Consider the following 22,946-nt stretch of genomic DNA (forward strand, 5'->3'; position numbering starts at 1 on the left):
CGGGAGGGTCAAGCACTGGACCCTCCCCCGGGGAGAGGGTGCAGAGTGCTCCCGTGCTGTCGATCGGTGAGTTCTCCCGGCTGACCCACCTCAGCGTGCGCACGCTGCGGCGGTACCACGACGCGGGCCTGCTCGAGCCGGCGACCGTCGACCACACCACCGGCTACCGCTACTACACCGCCGGGCAGATCCCGGCCGCCCAGGTCATCCACCGGCTCCGCGAGCTCGACGTCCCCCTGCCCGATGTGCAGCGCATCCTCCGCTCCCCCGACCCCGGTACCCGTGCCGCGCTGGTGGCCGACCACCTGCAGCGGCTGGAGTCGGAGCTCGAGCGGACGCGGGCCGCTGTCGCCTCGCTGCGCCGGCTGCTGCAGCCCGAGCCGGCCCCGCTGCGGGTCGAGCTGCGCACCGTGCCGCAGGCGACGGTGGCCGCCGTGGAGGACGAGGTGGCGCACGACGAGGTCCTCACCTGGTACGCCGGCGCCATGGCCGAGCTCGACGCCGTGGTCCGGGAGCCGGCCGGCGCCCCCGGGACGCTCTGCGACAACGCCCTGTTCGAGCACGGCCGCGGCCACCTCCTCGTGTACCGGCCGACCGCCCACCCGCCGCGCCGCGGACGGGTGCACCCGGTGACCCTGCCGGCCGTGGAGCTCGCCGTGACCACCCACGTCGGCCCGCACGACGACATCGACGTCACCTACGGCGAGCTGGGCGCCTGGGTGGTGGCCAACGCGCTGGCGGTGGCCGGGCCGGTGCGGGAGCGCTACCCCGTGGGCCCGCGCGACACGGCCGACCCGTCGGCGTGGCGGACCGAGATCGGCTGGCCGGTCTTCCACGTGGGGCCGGGCTGACCGCCCCGCCGCACCTCCGACCGACGAACCGCCCCCCGCGGGTCGCTAGCGGGAGATCGACAGGTCGGCCGCGTATCCCAGGCGCCGCACCTCGGCCAGCAGCCGCTGACCGGCCGCGACCCGGTCCGGGCCGCTGAGCTGGAACAGCAGCCGCACCGGGCCGCGGTGCGGCACCCACAGCCCGGGGCCGACGGCCTGCCCCTCGGCCGCGAGCGCGGCGGCGACGTCGTCCGGGACGCCGACCGTGCGGCGCTCCGGGTCGACCGGCTCGGCGGGCGCCACGCTCAGCACGACCGACGTGGACACCGGCCCACCGTAACGGCGGACCCGGTCCTCGAACGCGGTCGTCGCCTCGCTTGCGGCGCTCCCCCGCCGGCCTCACCCGGGACGGTGGGCGGCGGCCGCGGCCAGCGCACCCAGGCTGTTGGTCGCCAGGTGGAGCAGGACAGGGGCCAGCAGGCTGCCGCTGCGGAGCCGTAGCCAGGCGAAGAGGACCCCGGCCGCTGCCGTGACGGCGCAGCCCAGGAGGACGACGGCGAACAGGCCTGCGCCCCCGTCCGCCAGCGTGTTGGCCCTGGCGGCGCTCAGCGTGGGGCGGATGTGCCAGATCCCGAAGAGCGCCGCGGACACCGCGACGGCCGTGCGCGGCGGGAGCAGCCGCAGCAGCGCCGCCAACAGGACGCCGCGGAAGGCGACCTCCTCCCACACCACGGTGCCCAGCGGGATCCGGACCAGCGCCTGGTGGGCGATCTCCCCGGAGCCCGCACCGGCGAGCCGCGCGTCGGCCAGCAGGGGGCGGACCGCCGGGACGGCGAGTGCGACCGCGTAGCCGGCGGCGACCACGGCGGCGCACACCCCACCCCAGCCGATCCCCGCCCGCGCGCGACGCCGCTCGAGACCCAGCTCCTGCCAGGTGGTGCCGGCGAACCGCGCTCCCGCGAGGAGCAGGCCCGTCGCGGCCAGGTTCACCGGGACGTAGGACTGCGGGTAGCCCGGCAGCCGGGTGATGACGACGTTGTTCCAGGCACCGAGGAGCACGGCGACGGAGGCGGCGAACACGAGCCCGCCCCGGCGGCCTGCTGCGCGAGCATGCACCCGTGCGTTCTTCCCCGCTCGCGCGCCGGCTCACCTTGGCCGCCGTGGCGCTGCCGTGCGCCGCCGTCGTGACGGCCTGCGGTGAGCTGTCGGCCGGTGCGCTCCTCGCGGTCGGCACCGCCGGCACCGTCGTGGTCGTCGCGGGCCTGCTCCGGGAGGCGGGCGCGGCCGCTCCACCGGTGGGCCGGCGCGGCCTGCCGTGGCTCGCGCTCGTCACCGCCGCCGTCCTCTGGGAGCTGGTGGCGCTCGCGCGCGACGCGCTGCCGACGGCGAGCGATCTCGCCGACCCCCTCCTCGCCCCGCCGCTGCTGCGCGGCGCCGCCACCGTGGGCTGGCTGGCGGTCGGCGCCTGGCTGCTCGCCCGGCCACGGCGATGACGGGCGGCGAGCTCGTGAGCGCCGCCGTCTTCGCGGGGCTGCTCGCCGCCGCCCTGGCGACCGAGGTCTGCGCCCGGCTCGGGCTGGGTCCGGCCGGCGCGGGGCAGGCGCTCGGCGCCGCGATGCGGACGGCGCCGGGCCGCGCGGTCGTCCTGCTCACCTGGCTGTGGCTCGGGGTGCACCTCCTGGCCCGGTGACGGGGTCGTCCCGGAGGGGTCACGCGTGGGGAACCGGTCTCCTGAGCCGGCGTCGCCGCGGCCGCGAACGGCATAGGTTCCCGGCGTGGACGTCGTCGTGGAGGTGGGTGGCTGGGAGCACGAGTGCTGCGGGGAGGCGATCGAGCGGAACCAGCTCGTGGACTTCCGGTGCATCCGCTACCAGGGGCCCGACGGCCGGGTGCGGCTCGCGGAGAGCCACCACGGCGGCCTCGACGTCCCGGCCGACGAGCGCGTCCGGGGACGGGTGACCGAGCTCCACGTGGTCCGCGACGGAGGGGTCGCGCAGGACGTCCTCCGCGTACCCGGCGGGGCGGCGCTGCGCGGCTTCGACGAGCAGGACGACGGCCACCTGGAGGACCCGTGGACCGGCGCCGTCCTGCCCCCGGGCCACGCGGAGTTCCTCGTGACCGTGCGGACGTCCCGGTAGCGGCGGTCAGGGCACCCGGGCGCCGGGCCCGGTGCGCCCGCCGGGTTCGTCACCCGAACGTCACGAACCCGTCAGGTGGGCGGCGTACCGTCGGTGGGACAGGTGGTCACGTGACGAGGAGGAGCCGCAGCCGGTGAGCCGGCGCCCATCGCGGAGGATCGCGGATGCGCGAACTGATGGAACGGGCGGAGTCGCTGGCGGCGCTGGATCGGGCGCTGCTCGGCGCGGCGCGTGGTCGTGGCTCGGTGGCACTGGTGAGCGGGGAGCCCGGTATCGGCAAGTCGGCTCTCGTGACGCGGTTCGCCGAGCAGCACCGGGACGACGCGCGGGTGCTGGTCGGGCTGTGCGACGACCTGGCCACGCCCCGCCCGCTGGCCCCCTTCCGGGACATCGCCCAGGCCCTCCCCGCCGCGGTGGCGGAGTCGCTGCGCGAGGCGACGGCACCCGGAGCGTTCCCCGCCCAGCTGGTCGAGGAGCTCCGCCGGGGTCGCGCGCCGACCGTGCTCGTCCTCGAGGACGTGCACTGGGCCGACCAGGCCACCGTGGATGCCATCACCGTGCTCGGCCGCCGGGTGGCGTCGCTGCCGGTGCTGCTGGTGCTCACGCTGCGCACCGGCGAGGTCGAGCCCGGCCATCACCTGTGGGGAGCGCTGGACGCGGTGCAGCACGCGACCTCGGTCACCCTTGGAGCTCCCGCCGCTCTCGCGGGCCGCCGTGGTCGCGCTGGCGGGCGAGGACGCCGACCGCGTCCTCGCGCTCACCGGGGGCAACCCGTTCTTCGTGACCGAGCTGATCGCCTCGCGCGAGGGGCCGCCACCGCCCTCGCTCGCGCACGCGGTGCTGGCCCGGGTGGCCCGTCTGGACGAGCGGCCACGCGCCCTCCTCGAGCTCGTCGCGATGGTGCCCGGCCGGGTGCGGACGGCCCTCCTCGACACCGTCGAGCCCGGGTGGCCGGAGCAGGCAGAGCAGGCGGAACGCCGGCAGCTGCTGACGAGCGACCCGCGGCACGTCCGCTTCTGCCACGAGCTCACCCGCGCGGCCGTGCGGTCGAGCGTCCCACCCGTCCGGCGGCGGCTGCTGCACCGGCGGATCCTGCAGGGCCTCCAGGAGGTCGGCGGAGAACCCGCCGACCTGGTGCACCACGCGGAGGCGGCCGGCGTGACGGAGGTCGTCGCCGAGCACGCGCTCCCCGCAGCCCGGCAGGCCGGGGCGATGGGTGCGCACCGCGAGGCGCTGGCCCACCTGCGCCGTGCCGTCCGCTTCGCCGACCGGCTCGCACCGGCCGAGCAGGCGCGGTCGTGGGAGGAGCTCGCGGGTACGGCGTGCGTCGTCGGCCGTGGCGACGAGGCCGTCGCCGCCGCCACCCGGGCGATCGAGCTCCACGACGACCTGGGCGATCACCTGGGGGCCGGGAGGTGCACCGCCCTGCGGTCGCACCTGCACTGGTTCGCCGGTGAGGGCGCGGCGGCCTGGGCGGACGCCTGCTCGGCGGTCCGCCGGCTCTCCCGCGCCGGATGTCCCGCCGGGCTCGCGCAGGCGTACGTGGCCGTCGCCGAGCTCGCCATGCTGGCCAGCCGGGCCGACGACGCCCTGCACTGGGGGGTGCGGGCGCTGGAGCTGGCCTGGGAGGACGCCGGTGTCCGGAGCCGCGCGCTCGCCGTCCTCGGTGCGACCCGCATGCAGCTGGACGCGACCGACACCGGGACGCTGCGCGAGGCCATGGACACCGCCCTCGCGGCGGAGGAGCACCACCACGTCGTCCTGATCCACACCTCGCTGGCCTTCATCAGCCTGCAGTGGGTGCTTCCTGAGGCGGCGCTGGCGCACGTCGAGCGCGGTCGCCGGTACGCGGCCGAGCACGAGGTGGACACCATGGCCGGCTACCTCGACGCCGTCCGCGCGTGGCTCCTGCTGCGCCGCGGCCGGGCCGAGGAGGCCGTGCGGCTGGCCGGGGCGGCCCTCGACCGGTCCGCCGCGCGCGGCGTCGCCGTGGCCGGCCTGGTCGCGCGCACGGTGCTCGCGGAGCGGGCGGTCCGGTCCGGCGACGACGACGCCGACGCGCTGCTGGCCGAGCTCGCGGCCGACGCCGACCGCACCGGTGAGCTCAAGCGCATCGCGCCCGTCTTCGAGCTGCAGGTCGAGCGGGCACTCACCTGCGGCGACCCCCTGCCGGTGCGACGGCTGGCCGAGATCTCCCGCATCGTCGGCGACCAGCCGCTGAGGCGTGGCGGCGCCGGTGCCCGGATCGCCGCGTGGGCCGCCGTCTGCGGGCGGCACCTCCCCGTCGACGGGCCCGTCCCGGAGCCCCACGCGGCGATGATCCAGCGGGACTGGGTGGCCGCGGCCGACGCGTTCGGCCGCGCCGGCTGGGTGCACGACCGGGCGTTGCTGCTGTCCCTCTCCCACTCGGCCACGGCGCTGGCGGAAGGGCTGGACCTGGCCCGCGGGTGCGGTGCGCGGCCGCTGGAGCAGCGGATCAGCCGCCGCATGCGGGAGCGCGGCATCACCGTCCCCCGCGGGCCGTCACCCTCGACGCTGGCGAACCCCGCGGGCCTGACCGACCGGCAGCTGGAGGTCCTGGCGCTGCTGCGGGAAGGTCTCGGCAACGCCGGCATCGCGGCGCGCCTGCACATCTCACCGCGGACCGTGGAGCACCACGTGGCGGGGATCCTCGCCAAGCTCGGTGCGGCCTCGCGCGCCGAGGCGATCGCCAGGTCCACCCGGTTGGGCACCCTTCCGTAGGTGCCGCCGAAGGCATCGGCGCGCGTCGCTGCCCCGGGATACGCGTGCGAGCACCGATGCCCGGGGCCCCTGCCGTCCCTAGCGTCGGAGGTGGCGGCCCACCCGGCCGCGAGACCCGTCCGACCGACCCAGGAGACGGCCATGACCACCACCGCGACGGCCAACGGCATCGACGTCCGAGCGCTCGCCGAGACCATCGACGCCATCAAGGAGGACCCGAACCTGGCCTCCTTCACCTTCCGCGCCCGCAGCAGGTGGCAGGAGGGCACCTACAACACCGGGGAGATCCGGGCGTTCACGCACGCCGGCAGCCAGGACGAGAGCAGGGCCGCCGCGTTCACCCTGCACGGCGACGAACCGCCCGTGCTCCTCGGCGCCAACCGCGGGCCCAACGCCGTCGAGCTGCTGCTCCAGTCGCTGGCGTTCTGCTACGCGGTCGGCTACGTGGCCAACGCCGCGGCCCGGGGCATCGAGGTCACGGGCATGGAGTACGACATCGAGGGCGACTTCGACGTCCGCCCGTTCCTCGGTCTGGACGGGCCGCGCCCCGGCTTCACGGCCATCCGCGCGCGAGCCCGCGTCTCCAGCCCGAACGCGACCCCCGAGCAGCTGCAGGAGCTGTGCCGGTACGTGCAGGAGACGTCCCCGGTCCGCGACTCGCTGGTGAACCCGGTGCCCGTCGAGACCACGCTCGAGGTCGTCCGAGAGGCGACCTGACCGACGACCCCTTCGAGGAGGAGATCACCATGGCAGGCACCACCTCGGCAGCCATCGACCAGGACGTGCTCACCGGCAAGGTGCAGGACATGTACCGGGCGGTGGCCAGGACACCGGCCCAGGAGTTCCACTTCGAGACCGGCCGTGCGCTGGCCGAGCGCCTCGGCTACCCGCCGGAGGACCTCGACCGCATCCCCCCGGGGGCCATCGAGTCCTTCGCCGGGGTCGGCTGGTTCTTCGACCTCGCCGACCTGCAGGCGGGTGAAGCCGTGCTCGACCTCGGCTCGGGGTCGGGCATGGACGCCTTCTTCGCCGCCCTCCGCGTCGGCCCCACGGGCCGGGTGGCGGGGATCGACATGACCGACGCGCAGCTGGAGAAGGCCGAACGGCTCCGGGAGGAGCACGGCATCGACCACGTCGCCTTCCGGGCGGGGCGGATCGAGCAGCTGCCCTTCCCGGACGCGGTCTTCGACGCGGTGATCTCCAACGGGGTGATCAACCTGACCCCGGACAAGGAGGCCGTGTTCGCCGAGGCGGCCCGCGTCCTGCGGCCCGGCGGCCGGCTCGCCATCGCCGACATCGTCACCGAGGAGGCCTTGACCGAGGCGATCGTGTCGAACGTCGACCTGTGGGCGTCCTGCATCGGCGGTGCGCCGCGCCGGGAGGTGTACGAGCGGGCCATCACCGCGGCGGGCCTGCGGGTGGAGCACGTGCGGCCCAACCGCTACGAGTTCCTGTCCGAGCAGGCACGCAACGCCAGCGAGCAGTACGGCGTCCGCAGCGTCTCGGTGCTGGCCCGCAAGCCGTGACCCGGCGGCGGACACGAGCCGGGTCGCTGCGGCCGCTCACCGCACCGGCCGCCGGCCCTCAGCGGTCGCCGTCGTCCCCGGACGACGGCGAGCGCTCCTCGGCGAGCCGGTCGGCGAACAGCGGCGGCAGGTAGCGCAGCATCAGCGCCGACCACACCACGTGGGTGAGCACCGGCGCCTGGATGCCCCCGGTGATCCGGCGCTGCTGCGCGAAGATCAGGCCCATCGGCACGCTCGCCAGCACCAGCGCGGGGTTGCGCGTGGCGGTGGTGGCCAGTCCGTAGACCGCCGTCGAGACGAGCACCGGCCGCCGGGCCCCCGCGGCCGCGTACAGCGCACCGCGGAAGAAGACCTCCTCCGCGACGCCGTTGGCCAGCGTGGTGGTCGCGACCAGCGGGGCCGAGCCCTGGTCGGCGTACCGGAGCACCGACCCGATCGCCCGGGCCAGGACCGGGATCCGGCGGGCGACCAGCGCCGCGGCGTAGAAGACGCCGAAGGCCCCGACCCCGGAGGCGATCGGCGTCAGCACCGGCCGCTTCAGCAGGTCCCCGGGCCCGAACATCCGCCCGAGGTGCAGCGGCCCCGACGCGAGCCCACCGACCACCCAGGTACCGGCGACGCCGAGGGTCAGCCCGTAGAACCGCGGCGACCCCGGGGGCGTCGACAGCGAGACGCCCAGCAGCGACGCGCCGGCCACCGCGACCGCGCCGGTGACCCGCCGTCGCCGCCGGAAGGCCTCGTCGCTCTCCCAGTGGTCCCGTGGCACGCGGCGCAGCAGCGGCAGGACGGCCCGGCGGGCCCGTGCCCGCAGCACCCGGGACACCCGCCCGCGGGTCACCGGCGCGCCCCCCGGCTCAGCCACCCGCGGCGCCGCTCCCCCACCTTCCGCCGGCGCTCCCGCGCCCGCTCGACGAGCGCGGTCATGACCATCTCGTCGTAGTCCACCGGCTCGAACGGGACCACCGAGCGGATCGCGTCATCGGTGACGACCACCTCGATGGTCATCGAGTCGATGAGCGACCGGCCGGTGGCGACGTCGACGTCGGTGACCAGGGCCAGCCAGCGCGAGGACAGCTGCGGGCTGAGCAGCGGCACGGGGACGACGAACAGGTGCCGGTTCTGGATGTCGGCGACGCGCGTCAGCATCTGCAGGTAGGTGAGCACCTCGGGGCCGCCCACCTCGAACACCCGCCCCGCCGCCTCCGGGGCGTCGAGGACCCCGACCAGGTACCGGACGACGTCGGCGACCGCGATCGGCTGCGTCCGGGTGCTGACCCACCGGGGCGTGACCATGGCCGGCAGGTGGGCCACGAGCTGGCGGGTCATCTCCCAGGAGACCCCGCCGTGGCCGACCACGATCCCGGCCCGCAGCACGGTCACCGGCACACCGGTGCTGCCCAGCAGCTCCTCGACCTCGCGGCGGCTGCGCAGGTGCCGGGACAGCCGGTCACCGTCCTTGCCGAGGCCGCCGAGGTAGACGATCCGGCCGACGCCGGCCGCGGCGGCGGCCCGGGCGAAGGCGCGTGCCGCGTCGGCGTCCTTGCGCTCGAAGTCGGGGTCGCCCAGGGAGTGGACGAGGTAGTAGGCGGCCTCGCAGCCCTCGAGCGCCGCCCGCAGCGAAGGCTCGTCGCCGACGTCGCCGGCCACCGGGGTACCCGACCCCGTGTACCGCTCCGGACGCCGGGTCATCGCCCGGACGTCGTGGCCCGCCCCCGCCAGGGCGGTGGCCAGCCGGCTGCCGACGAACCCGGACGCGCCGGTGACCAGGATCCTCACCGGCCCAGCCTCACCCGGCCGGACGCCCGGCGCGACCCGGCCGGCACGGGGACCGGCCCGGGACCACCCCGCGCGGCCCGGGCGGGTGCGTCAGGTGCGGGTGCCGGCGGTGCTCCCGGTGCCCTGGGTCGCCGGCGACGGCGCGGGCGGTGGCGCCGGCGGGCCGGGCTGCGCCGGGACGGCGCCCGAGGGCGGGCGCCGGTGGGCCCGGTGCACCGCGAGCGCGACCAGCAGCACCCCAGCGGCCAGCAGCAGCCCGCCGGTGACCAGCAGCCCGACGGCGATCCAGGTCAGCTCGGGCGCCGTGGCCCCGGCCCGCGCCTGCACCGCCAGCCCGGGCCCGCCGTCGGCCTGCATGACCACGACCGTCCAGGCGCCGTCGGCCGGGCGCCAGGTGAGCGTCTGCGTGCCGGGGCCGCTGGTCTGCGCCGCCCAGATGCCCAGCTCGCCGGGCGGCTGCTCCGGTGGCCCGCCGGGCACGTCGGTGGCGCGGTCCACCCGCGGTCCGTCGCCGGGCCACGTCCCGCCGAGGTCCTCCACCACCCGGTGCGCGACGCCGGACAGGTAGCGGTCGACCGCGGCCGTGCGGGCCACCCCGACGAAGATCTCGGTGCCGGGCTCGGCAGCGGTCACGTCCAGCCTGGCCGTGCCCAGGAACTCGTCGAGCACCCACTGCTCGCCGGCGGTGTCCAGCCGGATGCTGTCGGAGACCAGGGCGTGCTCCTCGGTGGCCAGGTCCACGGTCGGCGTCCAGAGGTAGCCGTCGTCCCGCTGGGCCTGGTCGGCCCAGAGCAGGGCTCCGCCGCTGCCGAGCAGACCGGTCGCGGTGAACAGGAGCACGGAACCGACCACGACCGAGGTGACGCGGCCGGCCGTCCAGGTGCTGCGCGGCGGCGTCGCCGGCGCGGCGGTTCCCGGGTCGGCGGCCGGTGCGGGCACCGGCGCGGCCCCGGCTCCCCCCGGTGCCGCGGGCTGCGGACCACGGGGCGCGGACCCCGGGTCGGTCCCGCCCATGTCCAGCCGGAACGGCGGGTAGCGGTCGGTCATCAGACCGACGTAGGCGGCGACGCGCAGCGCCCACCGGTCCATGCCCAGGACGAAGTCGTAGAGCGGACGCGGGTAGCGGCCGGTGAACAGCAGGACGACCGCCGCGATGAACACCAGGAGCCCGACCAGCCCACCGGCGCCCCAGCCGGAGTCCCAGCCGTCGTCCGGACCCGTGCGGGTGCCCAGCCACAGCCCGCCGCCGATGAAGACGGCCAGCACCAGGTAGTGCGGGATGGCCAGCAACCACCACTTCACCAGCACCAGCCCCCGCGACAGCCGCTCCGGGTAGGCGACGTCCAGGCGCGCCGGGTAGTCCGGCACGTCGGCCAGGGTGAACGGCGGGTACCGGTCGGTGCCCAGCGCCGCGTACCCGTAGTAGTGCACCCGCCAGGTCCAGCGCAGCACGCCGACGTTGAAGTCGAAGATCGCCCGCGGGTAGCGGGCGGTGAACAGGATGGCGAAGAACGCCACGACGCCCAGCACGGTGAAGGCGACCCACAGGAACGCCAGCACGACGTAGTGCGGGATCAGCAGCAGCCACTTCACCAGCCACAGCCATCGGGACAGGCCCGGCTCCAGCGCCGCGTCCACGCGAACCGGGTAGGGCACGAACGTCTCGGTCACCGCAACTCCTCGGTCTCGTCGGCGCCTCCGACGCTCCGCCGTCCCCCGGACGCCGGACACGGGCCAACGGGTCCTGCACGCAGGGACCTCCGGACGTGCCGGAAGCCCTCCCTCTCCCCCGCACGGCCGAAGGTCACCGGTCGCCCGGGCCCCTGGCCACTGCCCACGCCGGGGCGTGTGGCCGACGGTCGAGGGAGCCGACGGACGGAGGACCTTCGTGCCCGATCCACGACTGCCGGGCGACGCGGCCCGCACGACCGGTGCCGGCCTGCCGGTTGGAGCCCGGTGACCGCCGTCGAGGTGGCGGGGCTGCGCAAGCGGTACGGCGACCTCGTCGCGGTGGACGACCTGTCGTTCCGGATCGAGCAGGGCGAGGTTTTCGCGCTGCTGGGCCCCAACGGCGCGGGCAAGACCACGACCGTGGAGATCCTGGAGGGCCACCGCCGGCGCGACGCCGGAGACGTCCGCGTGCTGGGCTACGACCCGCAGACCGGCGGGCGGGAGTTCCGCGAGCGGATCGGCATCGTGCTGCAGGAGGCCGGCTTCGACGAGGACTTCTCCGTCCGGGAGCTGGTGCGGCTGCACCGCGGGCTCTACCCCCGCCGGCTGGGCGTGGACGAGGTCATCGACCAGGTCGGCCTCACCGACAAGCGCGACGCCCGGGTCAAGACGCTGTCGGGTGGCCAGCGCCGCCGGCTCGACCTGGCCCTCGGTCTGGTGGGCGACCCCGAGCTGCTCTTCCTCGACGAGCCCACCACCGGCTTCGACCCCTCCGCCCGCCGCCGCGCCTGGGAGCTGGTCGAGGGGCTGCGCGCCCTGGGCACGACCGTGCTGCTGACCACCCACTACATGGACGAGGCCGAGCACCTGGCCGACCGGGTCGGCATCGTGGTGCGCGGCCGGCTGGTCGCGCTCGGCACCCCGGCGGAGCTGGCCGCCGGGCAGCAGGACGCGGTGGTCAGCTTCCGGCTCCCGGCGGGCGTCGCCGCCGCCGACCTGCCGCCGCTGGACGGCGTCCCGGTCGCCGACGGGCTCGGCTGGGAGCTCACCACCCCCCGGCCCACGGCCACCCTGCACGCGCTCACCGGCTGGGCGCTGGAGCGCGGGCTGCAGGTCCCGGCGCTCTCCGTGCGCCGCCCCTCCCTCGAGGACGTCTACCTGCGGCTGACCGGTGAACCGGCGGACGACGGCGGGGCGGCCACCGCCCCCGCGGGCCGGCCGTGACCCGCACCGCCGCTCCTCCCGGCAGCCGGCGGGGCGGTCGACCCGGGACGGGGGCGCTCCTGGCCGCCGAGCTGCGCTACGTCCTCACCGACATGTGGCGCTCGCGCGTGGTGCTCGTCTTCAGCATCGCGCTGCCGCTCGTCTGGCTGCTCGTCATCGGTGCCGCGGCCGGGAACGACGTCCTGGACGAGGCCACCGGCCTGCGGGTGATGCAGTTCGCCACCCCCACCGCGGTCGCCCTGGGGGTGCTGTACTCCGCGTACCCGCCGGTCGCGATCGGGCTGGCCGAGGCCCGCGAGCGGGGGGTGGTCAAGCGGTTCCGCGGCACCCCGCTGCCGTCGTGGTCGTACGTCGCCGGCCGGATCGGTGGCGCGGTGGTGTACGCGTTCGCCGCGGTCGTCGCGGCCGTCGCGGTCGGCGTCGTCGGCTTCGGTGTCCAGATCATCGGCCGCACGCTGCCAGCGACCGTGGTCACCCTGGTGCTCGGCACCGCCTGCTTCGCCGCCCTCGGCCTCGCCGTGGCGGCGGTCTCCCCGACCTCGGCCGTCGCCCAGGCGGCCTCGGTGAGCACCGCCGTCGTGCTCGCCTTCGTGTCCGGGGTCTTCACCATCGGCGGCGAGCTGCCCTGGATGGCCGCCGTGGGTGGCATCTTCCCCGTGCGCCCCTTCGCCGAGGCGCTGCGCGACCAGTTCGACCCGTTCTCGCCCGGCGCCGGCTGGAACCCCGCCGCGCTGGCCGTCCTGCTCGCCTGGGGGCTGGCGGGCGCGCTGGTCTCGGCGCGGTACCTGGGCCGTGACCCGGGCAGCCGGGCGAGCGGCGAACCTGCCGGACCGTCCCGGACGGCGAGCCGGGCGGGGGTCGCCCGGCCCCGGACCGAGGTCGTGGGGCACCGGCCGGGGTCCACCGCGCTGGTGCTCGGGCAGGCGGTCGCCGCGACCCGCTCCACGTGGCGCGACGGCGGCTCGGTCTTCTTCGCGCTGGCCATGCCCGTCGGGCTGTACGCGCTCCTCGTCGCGATGGCCGGCAGCGGGGAGGTGGTCGACGGCATGCCGTTCCCCACGCTGTTCGCCGCCAGCATGGCCGCCTGGGGTGCCGGCGTCACCGCCTTCGTCAACCTGCCCGAGGCCGTGGCCACGGCACGCGACCGCGGCGTGCTCAAGCGGTTGCGCGGCACACCGCTCGCGCCGTGGCAGTACCTGGCCGGGCGGACCACGGCCGCGCTGTGGCTCGCCGTGGTCGTCGCCGCCCTGGTCCTGGCCGTCGGGACGGCCTTCTTCGACGTCCGGGTGACGCTGCCCGGCCTGCTGCTGGGGCTCCTGGTGCTCGTCGCCGGCACGCTGACGCTGGCCGCGTGCGGCTACGTCGTGGCGGCGCTCGTGCCCGACGCCCGCGCGGTGGGCGCGGGGTGGGCCTGGTGGTGCTGCTGCCGCTGGCCTTCTTCTCCGAGGTGTTCTTCATCGACGGGCCGGAGTGGATGCGCGGCGTCGGCGCGCTCTTCCCGCTCCTGCACTTCCAGAACGCCCTGGCGCAGGCGTGGGACCCCGCCGGTGCGGAGCTCGCCTGGGGCCACCTCGGGGTGCTGGCGGGCTGGGGCGTCCTGGCCGGCGCCGTCGCGGTCCGGTACTTCCGCTGGGAGGTTCGCCGCGACGCGCGGTCCTGACCGGCCCGGAGCGCCGGCGCGGGCACGACCTGCCACCGCTCCCGGGCGCGCCCAGCTTCGCGCACGACGCCGGCGGTCGCTGTCAGGGCGGGCCGCTGGCATGCGGCCGCTCCCGATCCCTCCGCTCCCCCAGTCCCTGCCACAGGATCCGGGCGGCGGCGGCGAGCACCAGCACGTTGAACACCAGCTGGACGCTGACCAGCACCCGCGCGAGCTGCCCCGCCGCGTGGATGTCGCCGTACCCGACCGTCGTGAGCGTCGACAGCGCGAAGTACAGCGCGTCGGTCCTCGTCTCGAGCCCCACGAACTGCCCGTCCTGCCCGCTCGCGACGGCGAAGTCGGCGAGCGCGAAGACGAGGATGCCGCCGACCAGGGCGACGAGCAGGCGGTCCAGGCGGCGGGCGGCACCCACGTGCCCCGCCTCACGGACCACCTCCCGGACCACCAGCCAGGCGGCGACCGCGAGGAGGACCGCCGTCCCGCCCCCGCGGAGCAACGTGGCGGTCTCCGCGGCGGGCTCCCGGACCGGCACCAGGTGGTACGCCCCGACCAGGAGGCAGACGGTGAGGAGCAGGCGCAGCCGGTGGGGCGGGCCAGGTGCGCGGGATCGGTCCGACGCGTCCATCCGGAGGTCTCCCCCTCCGCGCGATCGGGCAGCGCATGGCCGGGTAGCGGCAGCTCCACCACAGCGGTAGGGCCGCGGCCGGGTCAAGACAGGCGCACGCGCGCCGTGCGGAGCGGCGGCGCCGTCGCGCCCCGCTTCCGAGACTGGCTAGCCTCGAGCAGGTGACGGAGCGATCGCAGCGAGAGCGGCCGGAGCGCCGAGGCACCGACGGCGGCCGGGGACCGGGCGCCGCTGCCCGCATCCGCCGGCAGCGGGGGTGGCTGATCGCCGCCGTCGCGTCCGGCCTCGCGGCGGCCGCGCTGGCGCCGCTCGCCGCGCTCGTCTCGGGTGGCTCGATCGCCGCGATGGACCTCATGAGCGACCCCGTGGAGGTGACGGGCATCCCGTGGTTCGTGGGTGGCGTCGCCTCGCTGAACCTCTTCGTGTGGGCGGCCGCCGCAGCGGTGATCCTCCTCGCCGCCGTGGGGCTGCGGCACGTCGACGCGCGGCTGTCCGCCGCGCTGGCCGGGTGGGGTCTGCTGACGGCGGTCCTCACGCTGGACGACCGCTTCCTCCTGCCCGAGGTCGTGCTCCCCTACCTGGGCGTCCCCGAGGTGCTGGTCTACCTGCTCTACGTGGTCGTCGTCCTGGCCCTGCTCGCCGGCTTCCGGTCGGAGCTCGCCGGGCAGCCGGAGGTGGTCCTCCTGCTCCTCGGGTTGGGGGCGCTCGCGGCCTCCGTCGGCCTGGACGTGACCGGGTGGGACTCGACGGTCCGGCGCGTGGCCGAGGAGACGGCGAAGATGATCGGCGCGACCGCCCTCCTCTGCTTCCCGTCGGCGATCGTGGTGCGGCACCTCCGTCGCCTGCCCCTCCCGCCCGGCCGCTCGTGACCGCGGCGCGGCGGGTGGTGCGGTCATCGCGCGGTCAGGGCGGCGTCGTGCCGCGGCGCCGCTCCTGCTCCACCACGGCCTCCAGGTCTGCCAGCCGGTCCAGGCCCTGCAGCGGCCGGCGCATGCGGTGGTTGCCCGACAGCCGGTCCCGGGTCCGCGCGAGGAAGGCCCAGTACCCGGCGGTGTAGGGGCAGGCGTCCTCCCCGAGCCGCTGCCTCGGGTCGTACCGGCAGCCGCCGCAGTAGTCGCTCATCCGGTCGATGTAGGCGCCGCCGGAGGCATAGGGCTTGGTGGCCAGCACACCACCGTCGGCGTGCTGGCTCATGCCGACGACGTTGGCGACCATCACCCACTCGTAGCCGTCGACGAAACTCTCGTGGAACCAGTCGGTCATCGCCGACGGGTCGATGCCGCGCTGCAGCGCGTAGTTGCCCAGCACCATCAGCCGCGGGATGTGGTGCACCCAGCCGTCCCGGCGCAGGTCGCCCAGCACGTCGGAGAGGCAGGCGGCGTCGACGGCGGCGTCGTCCAGGTCGGCCAGCCAGCCGGGCACCTCGGCGTGCGCCCCGAGGACGTTCCGGCTCCGGAAGTCACGGCCCAGGTGCCAGTACATGTGCCAGATGTAGTCGCGCCAGCCCATGACCTGCCGGACGAAGCCCTCCACGCTGTTGAGCGGCAGCGGGTCCCCGCCGGCGACCGAGTCGCGGTAGCGCTGCTCGGCCTGCCCGACGACGTCGACGGGGTCGAGCAGCCCCAGGTTGAGCGCGGGTGAGAGCAGCGAGTGGGCCAGCCACCGCTCGCCGGCCAGCATCGCGTCCTCGTGCGGGCCGAAGGCGTCCAGGCGGTGGTCCAGGAAGTCGGCCAGCCGGTCCAGCGCGTCCCGCCGGGTGACGGGGAACAGCCGCGGCCCGTCGTCCCCCACGAAGGACACCTCCCCGGCGGCCTCCCACCGGTCGAGGTCGGCGCGCACCTCCTCGTCGATCTCGTCCTCCTGCGGCCACCACGGCTCGGGCGCCGGGGAGCGGCCGTCGGCGGGCGGCGGCTGCCGGTTCTCCTCGTCGAGGTTCCACCGGCCACCGACCGGGCCCGCGCCGTCCAGCAGGACGTCGTGCCGCCGCCGGGCGTCGCGGTAGAAGTCCTCCATGAGCAGCCGCTGCCGCCCCCGCCCGTCGGCCCAGGCGGCGAACTCCGCCGGGGTGCTGACGAACCCGCGGGCGGCGAGCACCTGGAGGTGGGGTCGGCGGAGCACGTAGTCGCGGCTGCTCCACGACGTCGGCGCGCACACGCTCAGCGGCTCGCCGACCCGGTCGAGGGCCTCGGCGTAGGTGCCGACCTGGTGGAACTCGGCCTGGTCGCCCAGCTCGGCGGCCCGGTGCCGACAGCACCAGGTGGGCCTTCTGCCGGTGGAAGCGCCGGCGGGCGAGGACGGCCCGGGACTCGACCAGCAGCACCGGCTGGCCCGGCGCGTCGAGGAAGTGCGGGCCGAGCTGGTCGGCAAAGCACCCGCGCCGGGTCGCCGGGGCCCGGTCGGGGAAGTCGGCGAGGGCGGGATCGTCCGCCCCTGGCCCGCGACCGACCGCTCCTTCTGCCACCGGCCCCACCTCCGCGGACATCCTGCGGTGCCCGCCGCACCGCGCGCGACCCGGCCCGCGGCGCGCCGGCACCGGGGTCGGCTATGCCCGCCGGGCGGTGCCGGCGATGTGCGGCGCCATGGGCAGCGGGACGCGGGTGTCGGGCATGCGGTGCCGCTCCACCGACTCCAGGGTGAAGCCGGCCGCCGCTATCCCGGCGGCCGTGTCGCGCCCGAGGTGGCACCCGCCGCCGACCAGCGGCCACACGGTGCGGTCGAGCAGGTCCTGCACGGTCGTCAGCGGCGGCCGCTCGGCCCGGACGTGCTCCCAGAAGACCAGCCGGCCACCGGGCCGCAGCACGCGGTGCAGCTCCCGGAGCGCGCGCTGCTGGTCGGCCACGCTGCACAGCACCAGCGTGACGACGACGGTGTCGACCGCGCCGTCGGCGACGGGCAGGGCCTCGGCCACGGCGTCGACGACGCCGACCGGCACGGGCGCGCGGGCGGCGGCCCGCTGGGCCAGCCGGCGGAGGTGCGGCTCCGGCTCGACGGCGAGCACGGAGCCGACCGCGGGCGGGTAGTGGGCGAAGTTCGCGCCCGAGCCCGCCCCGACCTCCAGCACCCGGCCGGCGGTTCCGGCCAGCAGCCCCGCCCGGACCTCGGCCAGACCGTGCCGCTCGCCCACCGCGGCCAGCCGGCCGTAGACCCGGGCGAAGACGGGGCGGGGGGCGAAGGCGGCTGCGGGCGGCACGGCCCCAGGATGCACCCGCGCACCGCCGCACGGGCGCGCCCGGTCCCCGGGGATCGTCAGGGACGCTGCAGCAGGCCGCTCCGCAGCTCGTGGAGGGCGTGCGCGAGGTCCACCCGCGGTGCCCAGCCCCAGCGCCGTGCGCGGTCGGCGCGCAGCTGCCCGGTCCACACCGGCTCGTCGGTCCACTCGGGATCGACCCCCACGGCGTCCGCCACCGTCTCGAGGTAGTCCCGCCACGTCGCCGGCTCCCCCGCCACGACGACCGGCGTCGTCCCGCCGGCGACCGGTCCCTCCTCGGGGTCGCCGGCGGTCGCGATCGCCCCCGTGGCGACGTCGGCGATCAGCGCCGCCAGGTCCTCGACGTGCACCCACGCCCAGGTCTGCGCCGGGTTCGCCCGGTTCTCACCGCCGCGGACGGCCTGCGGCCGCAGCGTGTTCCACACCGAGGTCTCCCCCGGCCCCAGGATCGCCGGCGGGCGCACCAGGACCGTCGTCAGCCCGCCGACCTCGGCCAGCGCGGCGTCGGTGGCGTTCTTCGTGTCGGGGTAGTCGCCGCTGCCCTCGGGCAGGAGCGCACCGTCCTCGGCGACGTCCCCGACCCCGGCCGAGCGGTCGTAGACCCCCGCCGTGGAGACGTGCACCAGGCGGGCGACACCGGCGTCCCGGGCCGCCCGGGCGATCACCGACGTGCCCTCGACCCCGACCCGGTGCTGCACCTCCCGGGGCGAGCCCATGGGGTGCACGGTGGTGACGACCGCGTCGGCGCCCTCGGTCACCGCACGGGCGAGGTCCTCCTCGGCGAAGTCGCCCACGTGCTCGGTGACGCAGTCCAGCGCGGGCGCGCTGCCGGCCCGCCGGACGACGGCGCGCACCTGTGCCGACCGCGCGGCGAGCGCCCGGCACACCGCGGTGCCCACCAGGCCGTTCGCACCGGTCACCACGACGACGGGAGAGGGAGGGGCCATGCCGCCCACCCTGCCAGCGCCCGCGCCGGACCGCCTGATCTGCCATCCGTGGCTCAGAGCTGCCGGACCGCCGCGGCCCCCGCGTACGCCGCCACGCCGTCCGGGTCCTTCAGGTCACCGGGCTCGCGCAGGGCAGCCCGCGCACACGGGCGCGCAACGCCGCGCCGGGGTGCTCGACGACGAGGTCGCGGCCGATCCCGCCGACGACGGCCCCGGCGTCGTGCCCGTCCCGCCCGTCGAGGACGAGGCCGTCGTCGATCAGCGTCCGCGGCGGCCAGGAACCGGTCGAGGAAGGGTGGGCTGCGCGGCCGGGCGCCATGGCCGGACCTGCCAGCGCACCCGCGCCCCCGCAGAGCAGGTCGCGGTCACCTCGCGGGATCGACCACCGTCAGCCCGGCCACGGCCGCCCGGTCGAAGACGGGCAGCAGCTCCGCCGCCTCCGCCAGGCCGATCGTGCGCTCCACCAGCAGCTCGGGCCGCAGCGCGCCCTGCTCGATGAGCGCCAGCATGCCCGGGTAGTCCGCCGCCGCCATCCCGTGGCTGCCGAGCAGGTCCAGCTCCCAGGCGATCACCCGGTCCATGGGGACGCGCGGGTGGCCCCCGACCGGCGGCAGCAGCCCCACCTGCACGTGCCGTCCCCGCCGGCGGAGGCTACGGATGGCGTCAGCGCAGGTCTGCTCGCTGCCCACCGCGTCGACGGCGACGTCGCTGCCGCCCCCGGTCAGCGCCGCGACGGCGTCCGGGACGTCGGCGCCGTCGGCGAGCACCGTGTGCGCAGCGCCGAGCGCGGCCGCGGCGGCGAGGGCCGCGGGGTTGCGGTCGACCGCCACCACCCGGCAGCCCAGGGCGCGGGCGATCATCACCGTGCTCAGCCCGACGCCGCCGGCGCCGACGACGACCACCCACTCCCCCTCGGCCACCCGCGCGCGGCCGACCAGCGCGCGGTAGGCCGTGGCGAACCGGCAGCCGAGCGCGGCGGCGGTCGCGAAGTCGACCCGCTCGGGGATGGCCACCAGGTTGGTGTCGGCGGCGTGCAGGACGACCTGCTCGGCGAAGGACCCCCAGTGCGTGAAACCGGGCTGCTGCTGGTCGGGGCAGACCTGCGCCTCCCCCGCGAGACACCACCGGCACCGGCCGCAGCCGCAGACGAACGGGACGGTGACGCGGTCGCCCACCCGCCAGCGGGTGACACCGGCCCCGACCTCGGCCACCACCCCGGCGAGTTCGTGCCCGGGCACGTGCGGGAAGGCGATCTCGTCGTGGCCGGCCCACGCGTGCCAGTCGCTGCGGCACAGCCCGGTGGCCATCACCCGCACCACCACGCCGCCCGCCGGGGCGGCGGGCGCCGGCACCTCCCGCACCTCGGGCCTGGCTCGGACGGCATCGACGACGAGGGCGCGCACGCCACCATGCTGTCAGCCGCCGGTGACCCGCCCGTCAGGCGATGCGGCGGAGCCGGTCGATCCGCGGCCCGTCGTCGTCGAGCAGGTCGGGGCGGGCGTCGGTGGGCGACGGGGCCTCCTCGGTCGGGGGTCAGGGCACGAGGATCGCCCGGCCCCGGACCTTCCCGGCGTCGAGGTCGCGGATCGCGTCCACGGCCCGGTCGAGCGGGTACTGCTGGGTGTGCAGCGTGACCTTCCCCGCCTGCGCGAGCACCATCAGCTCGGCCAGGTCGGTGTAGGTGCCGACGATGTTGCCGACGACGTTCTTCTCCCCGGCGACGAACTCCAGCGTCGGGATCCGCAGCTCACCGCCGTACCCGATGACGTACAGCGAGCCGGCCGGTCCGGTCATGCGCCAGCCGTCCATCTCCGCGCCCTGCTCGGCGACGAAGTCGAAGACGACGTCGGCTCCCCCGCCGGTCAGCTCCTGCACCGCCTGCACCTGGTCCCCGTCGGCGACCACGGTCTCGTCGGCGCCGATCTGCCGGGCGAGCTCCAGGGCGTCGGGGTTCCGGTCGACCACGACGATCCGCGTCCCGGTGAGCGCCGCGAGGCACTGGATGCCGATGTGGCCGAGCCCGCCGGCACCCTGCACGACGGCGGTGGTGCCCGGGTGCAGCAGCGGCAGCGCCTTGCGCACGGCGTGGTAGGCCGTGATGCCGGCGTCCGCCAGCGCCGCGACGTCCGCCGGGTTGGTCGACGGGTCGAGCTTCACGCAGGCGCGGGCGGTGGTGCGCAGGTACTCGGCCATGCCGCCGTCGTCGTTCGACAAGCCGGGGAAGAACGCGTTCTCGCACTGCATGTCCCGGCCGGCCCGGCAGGCGGCGCACAGACCGCAGCTGGGTTGCGGGTGCAGGATCACGGTGTCGCCGACGGCCACGTTGGTGACGCCCTCGCCGACCGCGTGCACCCACCCGGCGTTCTCGTGCCCGATGACGTAGGGCAGCTCGGGGTTCTGCAGCTCGGCCCACTGGCCCTCGAGGATGTGCAGGTCGGTGCGGCAGACACCGGCGCCGCCGATCTTGACGACGACGTCGAGCGGGCCCCGCAGCTGCGGCTCGGGGATGTCGTCGACGCTCGGGTCGGCGTGGTACTCGTGGACGCGGACGGCCTTCACGGGCGGCTCTCCTTCGAGACGGTGAGCGACAGGAGCGGTCGGTCCTCGGGGCGGGGCGCCTGGTCGGCCTCCGACCCCGGGTAGCGGGTGGTGAGCAGCCCGCGGCAGAAGTGCGCGTTCCCGTCGATCGAGATGCGCACCGAGCGGGCCCGGCGCAGGAACAGCGCGGCTGCCTCCGGGGCGGGGCGGGTGCCGTGGGCGTCGACGAGCACGGGTGCGTCGTCGTCCACCGGCAGGCCGAGCGCGGCCCGGCGCTGCAGCAGCGCCTCGGTGGTGCGCTCCCCCGTCGGCAGGTCCCCGAGGACGAGCGCGGCCACGTCCGCCGCCGGGTCGGTGCGCAGCAGGGCGGTGACCGCCCGCTCCATCGCGGCGGTGTGCGCCTTGCGGGCGAAGGTGGCGCGGAGCTCGTCCAGCGACTCCTCGGCCTCGTGCCCGAAGGTGCCGCGGTAGCCGGCTCCGGCGGCCAGGCCGCGGTTGATCAGGTCGGAGTCGTGGTGGTCGTCGAGCTCGACGAGCACGGACGCCACCCCCGGGACGGCGGCCACCGCGTCCCGGGCGTCGGACGCCATGAGCCAGGCGAAGTTGGGCGCGCAGAACGAGGTCGGCAGCCGCAGGTGCACCTCGACGGCACCGCCGGTCACCGAGACCGAGCGGACGAAGCCGAGGTCGGTGATCGGCTCGTCGAGCTCGGGGTCGACGACGGCCCCCAGGGCGGCCCGGACGTCCGCTGCCAGGTCCGGGAGGACGGCGGTCACCGGGCACCCGCACCCGCGAGGTCCGCGGCCCCGGGCTGGCGCGGGCCGGTGGCGGGCTCGTCGGCGTCGGGCAGCCGCAGCTCCGGGGGCACCGGCAGGTCGTAGAGCTTCGCGGCGTTCAACCCCAGCACCTTCTTCTTGAGCTCCGTGGTGAGCGGCGCGTACTCCGGGCTCATGTCCTCCGGGATCTGGAAGTCCACGAACTTCTCGACCAGCCACCTCGGGGTCCACAGCGCGTAGTCGCTGGAGAAGAGGATGCGGTCCTCCCCGAGCCAGTAGGTGAGCTCGCCGATGATCTGGGCGAAGTAGCGCGGCCGGGTGTGGATGAACGGCATCGCCACGGCCAGCCCAGCGTGCACGTTCGGCTCCTGGGTGGCGATCCAGCAGAAGTCCTCCAGCCGGGGCAGCCCGCAGTGCTCCACCACGAAGGTCAGGTCGGGGAAGTCGGTGGCCACGTGGTCGACGTCGGCGACGTCGAAGGCGTCGCGGTCCAGCGGGCGGATGGTGGGGCCCTTGTGGATGTGGATGTTCCGGATGCCGAGTTCCTGGGAGAGCTCGAGGTAGCGGTAGGCCATCGGGTCGGTGAGCTTCCAGCCGCGGGACTCGCCGTGCCAGTCCGCGGTGTAGAGCTTCACCCCCTTCAGGTGCATCCGCTCGGCGGCGGCCCGCAGCGCGGTGAGGCCGTTCTCGCCGTCGCGCGGGTCCCAGTAGTGGTTGTAGGTCAGCTTGTCCGGGTGGGCCTGTGCAAGGGCGAACGCCTCCTCGGTCTGGCCGAAGCCCCGGTGGTAGAACTCGGCGAGCCGGGCGGGCTGGAAGATGGCGTGGTCGACGATGCCGTCGACGAAGACGTCGCGCATCAGCCGCTCGCCGCCCTGGTAGAGGTACTCCTCGTACCCCCACTGCTCGGACTCGGGGCTGAGGTTGCGGTGGTAGTCGTAGAAGCAGTCGATGAACTGCTTGCCGTGGACGTTGCGCTGGTTCTCCGGACGTGCGTCCCACAGCGCGATGTGGGCGTCCACGATGAAGTAGTCCTCGCCGTCCTTGCGGTACATCTGCCGGCCTCCCAGCGGTTCGGGATGTGACGGCGCTCACGCCGCTCGACGACGACGCTAGGAAGGTCGCGCCCCACGCGGTAGATGTGGCCTGTCTCACTTTGAGACGCCGGGAAGGCGTAGCCTGCCGGGCCATCCGGCAACGAGACGGGTGCGCGCCCGCCGGCCGCACCCCCTGGGGGAGGTGCGCCGCCGTGGACGCAGAGCGGTCCGGACCCCCGCCCGCCCTGACG

General features: G+C 76.0%; 24 protein-coding genes and 2 pseudogenes. 12 read left to right on the top strand and 14 right to left on the bottom strand.

From position 1 onward, the window contains the following. Positions 1–53 precede the first annotated feature (53 nt). Positions 54–851: a MerR family transcriptional regulator gene (locus E9565_RS11315; RefSeq protein WP_236835118.1), complete on the top strand. Its 798-nt coding sequence runs from the start codon at positions 54–56 to the stop codon at positions 849–851. 45 nt (positions 852–896) lie between these two features. Here the strand turns inward: E9565_RS11315 and E9565_RS11320 are convergent, their stop codons facing one another. After that, positions 897–1,157: a hypothetical protein gene (locus E9565_RS11320; protein WP_236835120.1), complete on the bottom strand. Its 261-nt coding sequence runs from the start codon at positions 1,155–1,157 to the stop codon at positions 897–899. Positions 1,158–1,229: 72 nt separating this feature from the next. Continuing rightward, positions 1,230–1,910, bottom strand: coding sequence for a CPBP family intramembrane glutamic endopeptidase (locus tag E9565_RS11325; protein WP_236835122.1), 681 nt, complete (start codon positions 1,908–1,910; stop codon positions 1,230–1,232). A gap of 38 nt (positions 1,911–1,948) precedes the next feature. On the opposite strand from E9565_RS11325, the gene E9565_RS11330 reads away from it, so the two are divergent. From E9565_RS11330 to E9565_RS11360, 7 genes and pseudogenes are all read left to right on the top strand, one after another. After that, positions 1,949–2,323, top strand: a complete 375-nt coding sequence (locus E9565_RS11330; protein ID WP_236835124.1) for a hypothetical protein — start codon at positions 1,949–1,951, stop codon at positions 2,321–2,323. Between the two features lie 14 nt (positions 2,324–2,337). Beyond that, the gene (locus E9565_RS11335; RefSeq protein WP_236825350.1) at positions 2,338–2,520 is read left to right on the top strand and encodes a DUF6186 family protein; all 183 of its coding nucleotides are present in this window, start codon (positions 2,338–2,340) and stop codon (positions 2,518–2,520) included. A gap of 85 nt (positions 2,521–2,605) precedes the next feature. After that, complete coding sequence (locus tag E9565_RS11340; protein ID WP_236825351.1) at positions 2,606–2,968, top strand: DUF6578 domain-containing protein; 363 nt, start codon at positions 2,606–2,608, stop codon at positions 2,966–2,968. A 176-nt stretch (positions 2,969–3,144) separates the two neighbouring features. Further along, positions 3,145–3,507 (top strand): annotated as a pseudogene (locus tag E9565_RS23545) (ATP-binding protein); the annotation flags it as partial. Between the two features lie 145 nt (positions 3,508–3,652). After that, positions 3,653–5,710 (top strand): LuxR family transcriptional regulator, encoded by a 2,058-nt coding sequence (locus E9565_RS11350; RefSeq protein ID WP_236835127.1) that lies wholly within the window; start codon positions 3,653–3,655, stop codon positions 5,708–5,710. Between the two features lie 141 nt (positions 5,711–5,851). Next, positions 5,852–6,427, top strand: coding sequence for an OsmC family protein (locus E9565_RS11355; RefSeq protein WP_236835129.1), 576 nt, complete (start codon positions 5,852–5,854; stop codon positions 6,425–6,427). A 29-nt stretch (positions 6,428–6,456) separates the two neighbouring features. Beyond that, positions 6,457–7,236 carry a methyltransferase domain-containing protein gene (locus tag E9565_RS11360; RefSeq protein ID WP_236825355.1) on the top strand — a complete coding sequence of 260 codons (780 nt, stop codon included), beginning with the start codon at positions 6,457–6,459 and terminating at the stop codon, positions 7,234–7,236. 58 nt (positions 7,237–7,294) lie between these two features. On the opposite strand, the gene E9565_RS11365 is transcribed toward E9565_RS11360, so the two are convergent. From E9565_RS11365 to E9565_RS11375, 3 genes are all read right to left on the bottom strand, one after another. Further along, positions 7,295–8,098, bottom strand: coding sequence for a CPBP family intramembrane glutamic endopeptidase (locus E9565_RS11365; RefSeq protein WP_236835131.1), 804 nt, complete (start codon positions 8,096–8,098; stop codon positions 7,295–7,297). Further along, on the bottom strand, positions 8,071–9,012 hold the full coding sequence (locus E9565_RS11370; protein ID WP_236825357.1) for an NAD(P)H-binding protein: 942 nt from the start codon (positions 9,010–9,012) through the stop codon (positions 8,071–8,073). Before E9565_RS11370 ends, E9565_RS11365 begins: the two co-directional genes overlap by 28 nt. A 90-nt stretch (positions 9,013–9,102) precedes the next feature. Then, positions 9,103–10,683 carry a DUF4389 domain-containing protein gene (locus E9565_RS11375; protein WP_236825358.1) on the bottom strand — a complete coding sequence of 527 codons (1,581 nt, stop codon included), beginning with the start codon at positions 10,681–10,683 and terminating at the stop codon, positions 9,103–9,105. Positions 10,684–10,968: 285 nt separating this feature from the next. On the opposite strand from E9565_RS11375, the gene E9565_RS11380 reads away from it, so the two are divergent. From E9565_RS11380 to E9565_RS11390, 3 genes and pseudogenes are all read left to right on the top strand, one after another. Further along, positions 10,969–11,907: an ABC transporter ATP-binding protein gene (locus E9565_RS11380; RefSeq protein WP_236825359.1), complete on the top strand. Its 939-nt coding sequence runs from the start codon at positions 10,969–10,971 to the stop codon at positions 11,905–11,907. A 92-nt stretch (positions 11,908–11,999) separates the two neighbouring features. Continuing rightward, positions 12,000–13,247: pseudogene (locus E9565_RS23550) on the top strand (ABC transporter permease); the annotation flags it as partial. A 65-nt stretch (positions 13,248–13,312) separates the two neighbouring features. Next, positions 13,313–13,567 carry a hypothetical protein gene (locus E9565_RS11390; RefSeq protein ID WP_236825361.1) on the top strand — a complete coding sequence of 85 codons (255 nt, stop codon included), beginning with the start codon at positions 13,313–13,315 and terminating at the stop codon, positions 13,565–13,567. Positions 13,568–13,649: 82 nt separating this feature from the next. Here E9565_RS11390 and E9565_RS11395 read toward each other — a convergent pair whose 3' ends face one another. Further along, positions 13,650–14,192, bottom strand: coding sequence for a potassium channel family protein (locus E9565_RS11395; RefSeq protein WP_236825362.1), 543 nt, complete (start codon positions 14,190–14,192; stop codon positions 13,650–13,652). Between the two features lie 161 nt (positions 14,193–14,353). Between E9565_RS11395 and E9565_RS11400 the strand changes: the two genes are divergently transcribed. Next, a complete protein-coding gene (locus E9565_RS11400) occupies positions 14,354–15,061 on the top strand; it encodes a hypothetical protein (protein ID WP_236835133.1) in 708 nt (235 codons plus the stop codon). Positions 15,062–15,095: 34 nt separating this feature from the next. Here the strand turns inward: E9565_RS11400 and E9565_RS11405 are convergent, their stop codons facing one another. The 8 genes from E9565_RS11405 to E9565_RS11440 form a co-directional block, all read right to left on the bottom strand. Then, on the bottom strand, positions 15,096–16,559 hold the full coding sequence (locus E9565_RS11405; RefSeq protein ID WP_236825364.1) for a cryptochrome/photolyase family protein: 1,464 nt from the start codon (positions 16,557–16,559) through the stop codon (positions 15,096–15,098). Positions 16,560–16,734: 175 nt separating this feature from the next. Next, positions 16,735–17,382, bottom strand: a complete 648-nt coding sequence (locus tag E9565_RS11410) for a class I SAM-dependent methyltransferase (RefSeq protein WP_236825365.1) — start codon at positions 17,380–17,382, stop codon at positions 16,735–16,737. A 56-nt stretch (positions 17,383–17,438) separates the two neighbouring features. Beyond that, a complete protein-coding gene (locus E9565_RS11415; RefSeq protein ID WP_236825366.1) occupies positions 17,439–18,347 on the bottom strand; it encodes an NAD(P)-dependent oxidoreductase in 909 nt (302 codons plus the stop codon). 109 nt (positions 18,348–18,456) lie between these two features. Next, positions 18,457–18,666 carry a hypothetical protein gene (locus E9565_RS11420; RefSeq protein WP_236835136.1) on the bottom strand — a complete coding sequence of 70 codons (210 nt, stop codon included), beginning with the start codon at positions 18,664–18,666 and terminating at the stop codon, positions 18,457–18,459. Positions 18,667–18,712: 46 nt separating this feature from the next. Further along, entirely contained in the window at positions 18,713–19,750 is a 1,038-nt protein-coding gene (locus E9565_RS23220) for a zinc-binding dehydrogenase (protein WP_236825368.1), read from the bottom strand. A 130-nt stretch (positions 19,751–19,880) separates the two neighbouring features. Further along, the gene (locus E9565_RS11430) at positions 19,881–20,906 is read right to left on the bottom strand and encodes an NAD(P)-dependent alcohol dehydrogenase (RefSeq protein ID WP_236825369.1); all 1,026 of its coding nucleotides are present in this window, start codon (positions 20,904–20,906) and stop codon (positions 19,881–19,883) included. Next, the gene (locus E9565_RS11435) at positions 20,903–21,661 is read right to left on the bottom strand and encodes an iron-sulfur cluster assembly protein (RefSeq protein ID WP_236825370.1); all 759 of its coding nucleotides are present in this window, start codon (positions 21,659–21,661) and stop codon (positions 20,903–20,905) included. Before E9565_RS11435 ends, E9565_RS11430 begins: the two co-directional genes overlap by 4 nt. Then, the gene (locus E9565_RS11440; protein WP_236825371.1) at positions 21,658–22,713 is read right to left on the bottom strand and encodes an amidohydrolase family protein; all 1,056 of its coding nucleotides are present in this window, start codon (positions 22,711–22,713) and stop codon (positions 21,658–21,660) included. Before E9565_RS11440 ends, E9565_RS11435 begins: the two co-directional genes overlap by 4 nt. Positions 22,714–22,946 lie beyond the last annotated feature (233 nt).

The sequence above is a fragment of the Blastococcus sp. KM273129 genome (assembly GCF_021698995.1).
Classification (GTDB): domain Bacteria; phylum Actinomycetota; class Actinomycetes; order Mycobacteriales; family Geodermatophilaceae; genus Blastococcus.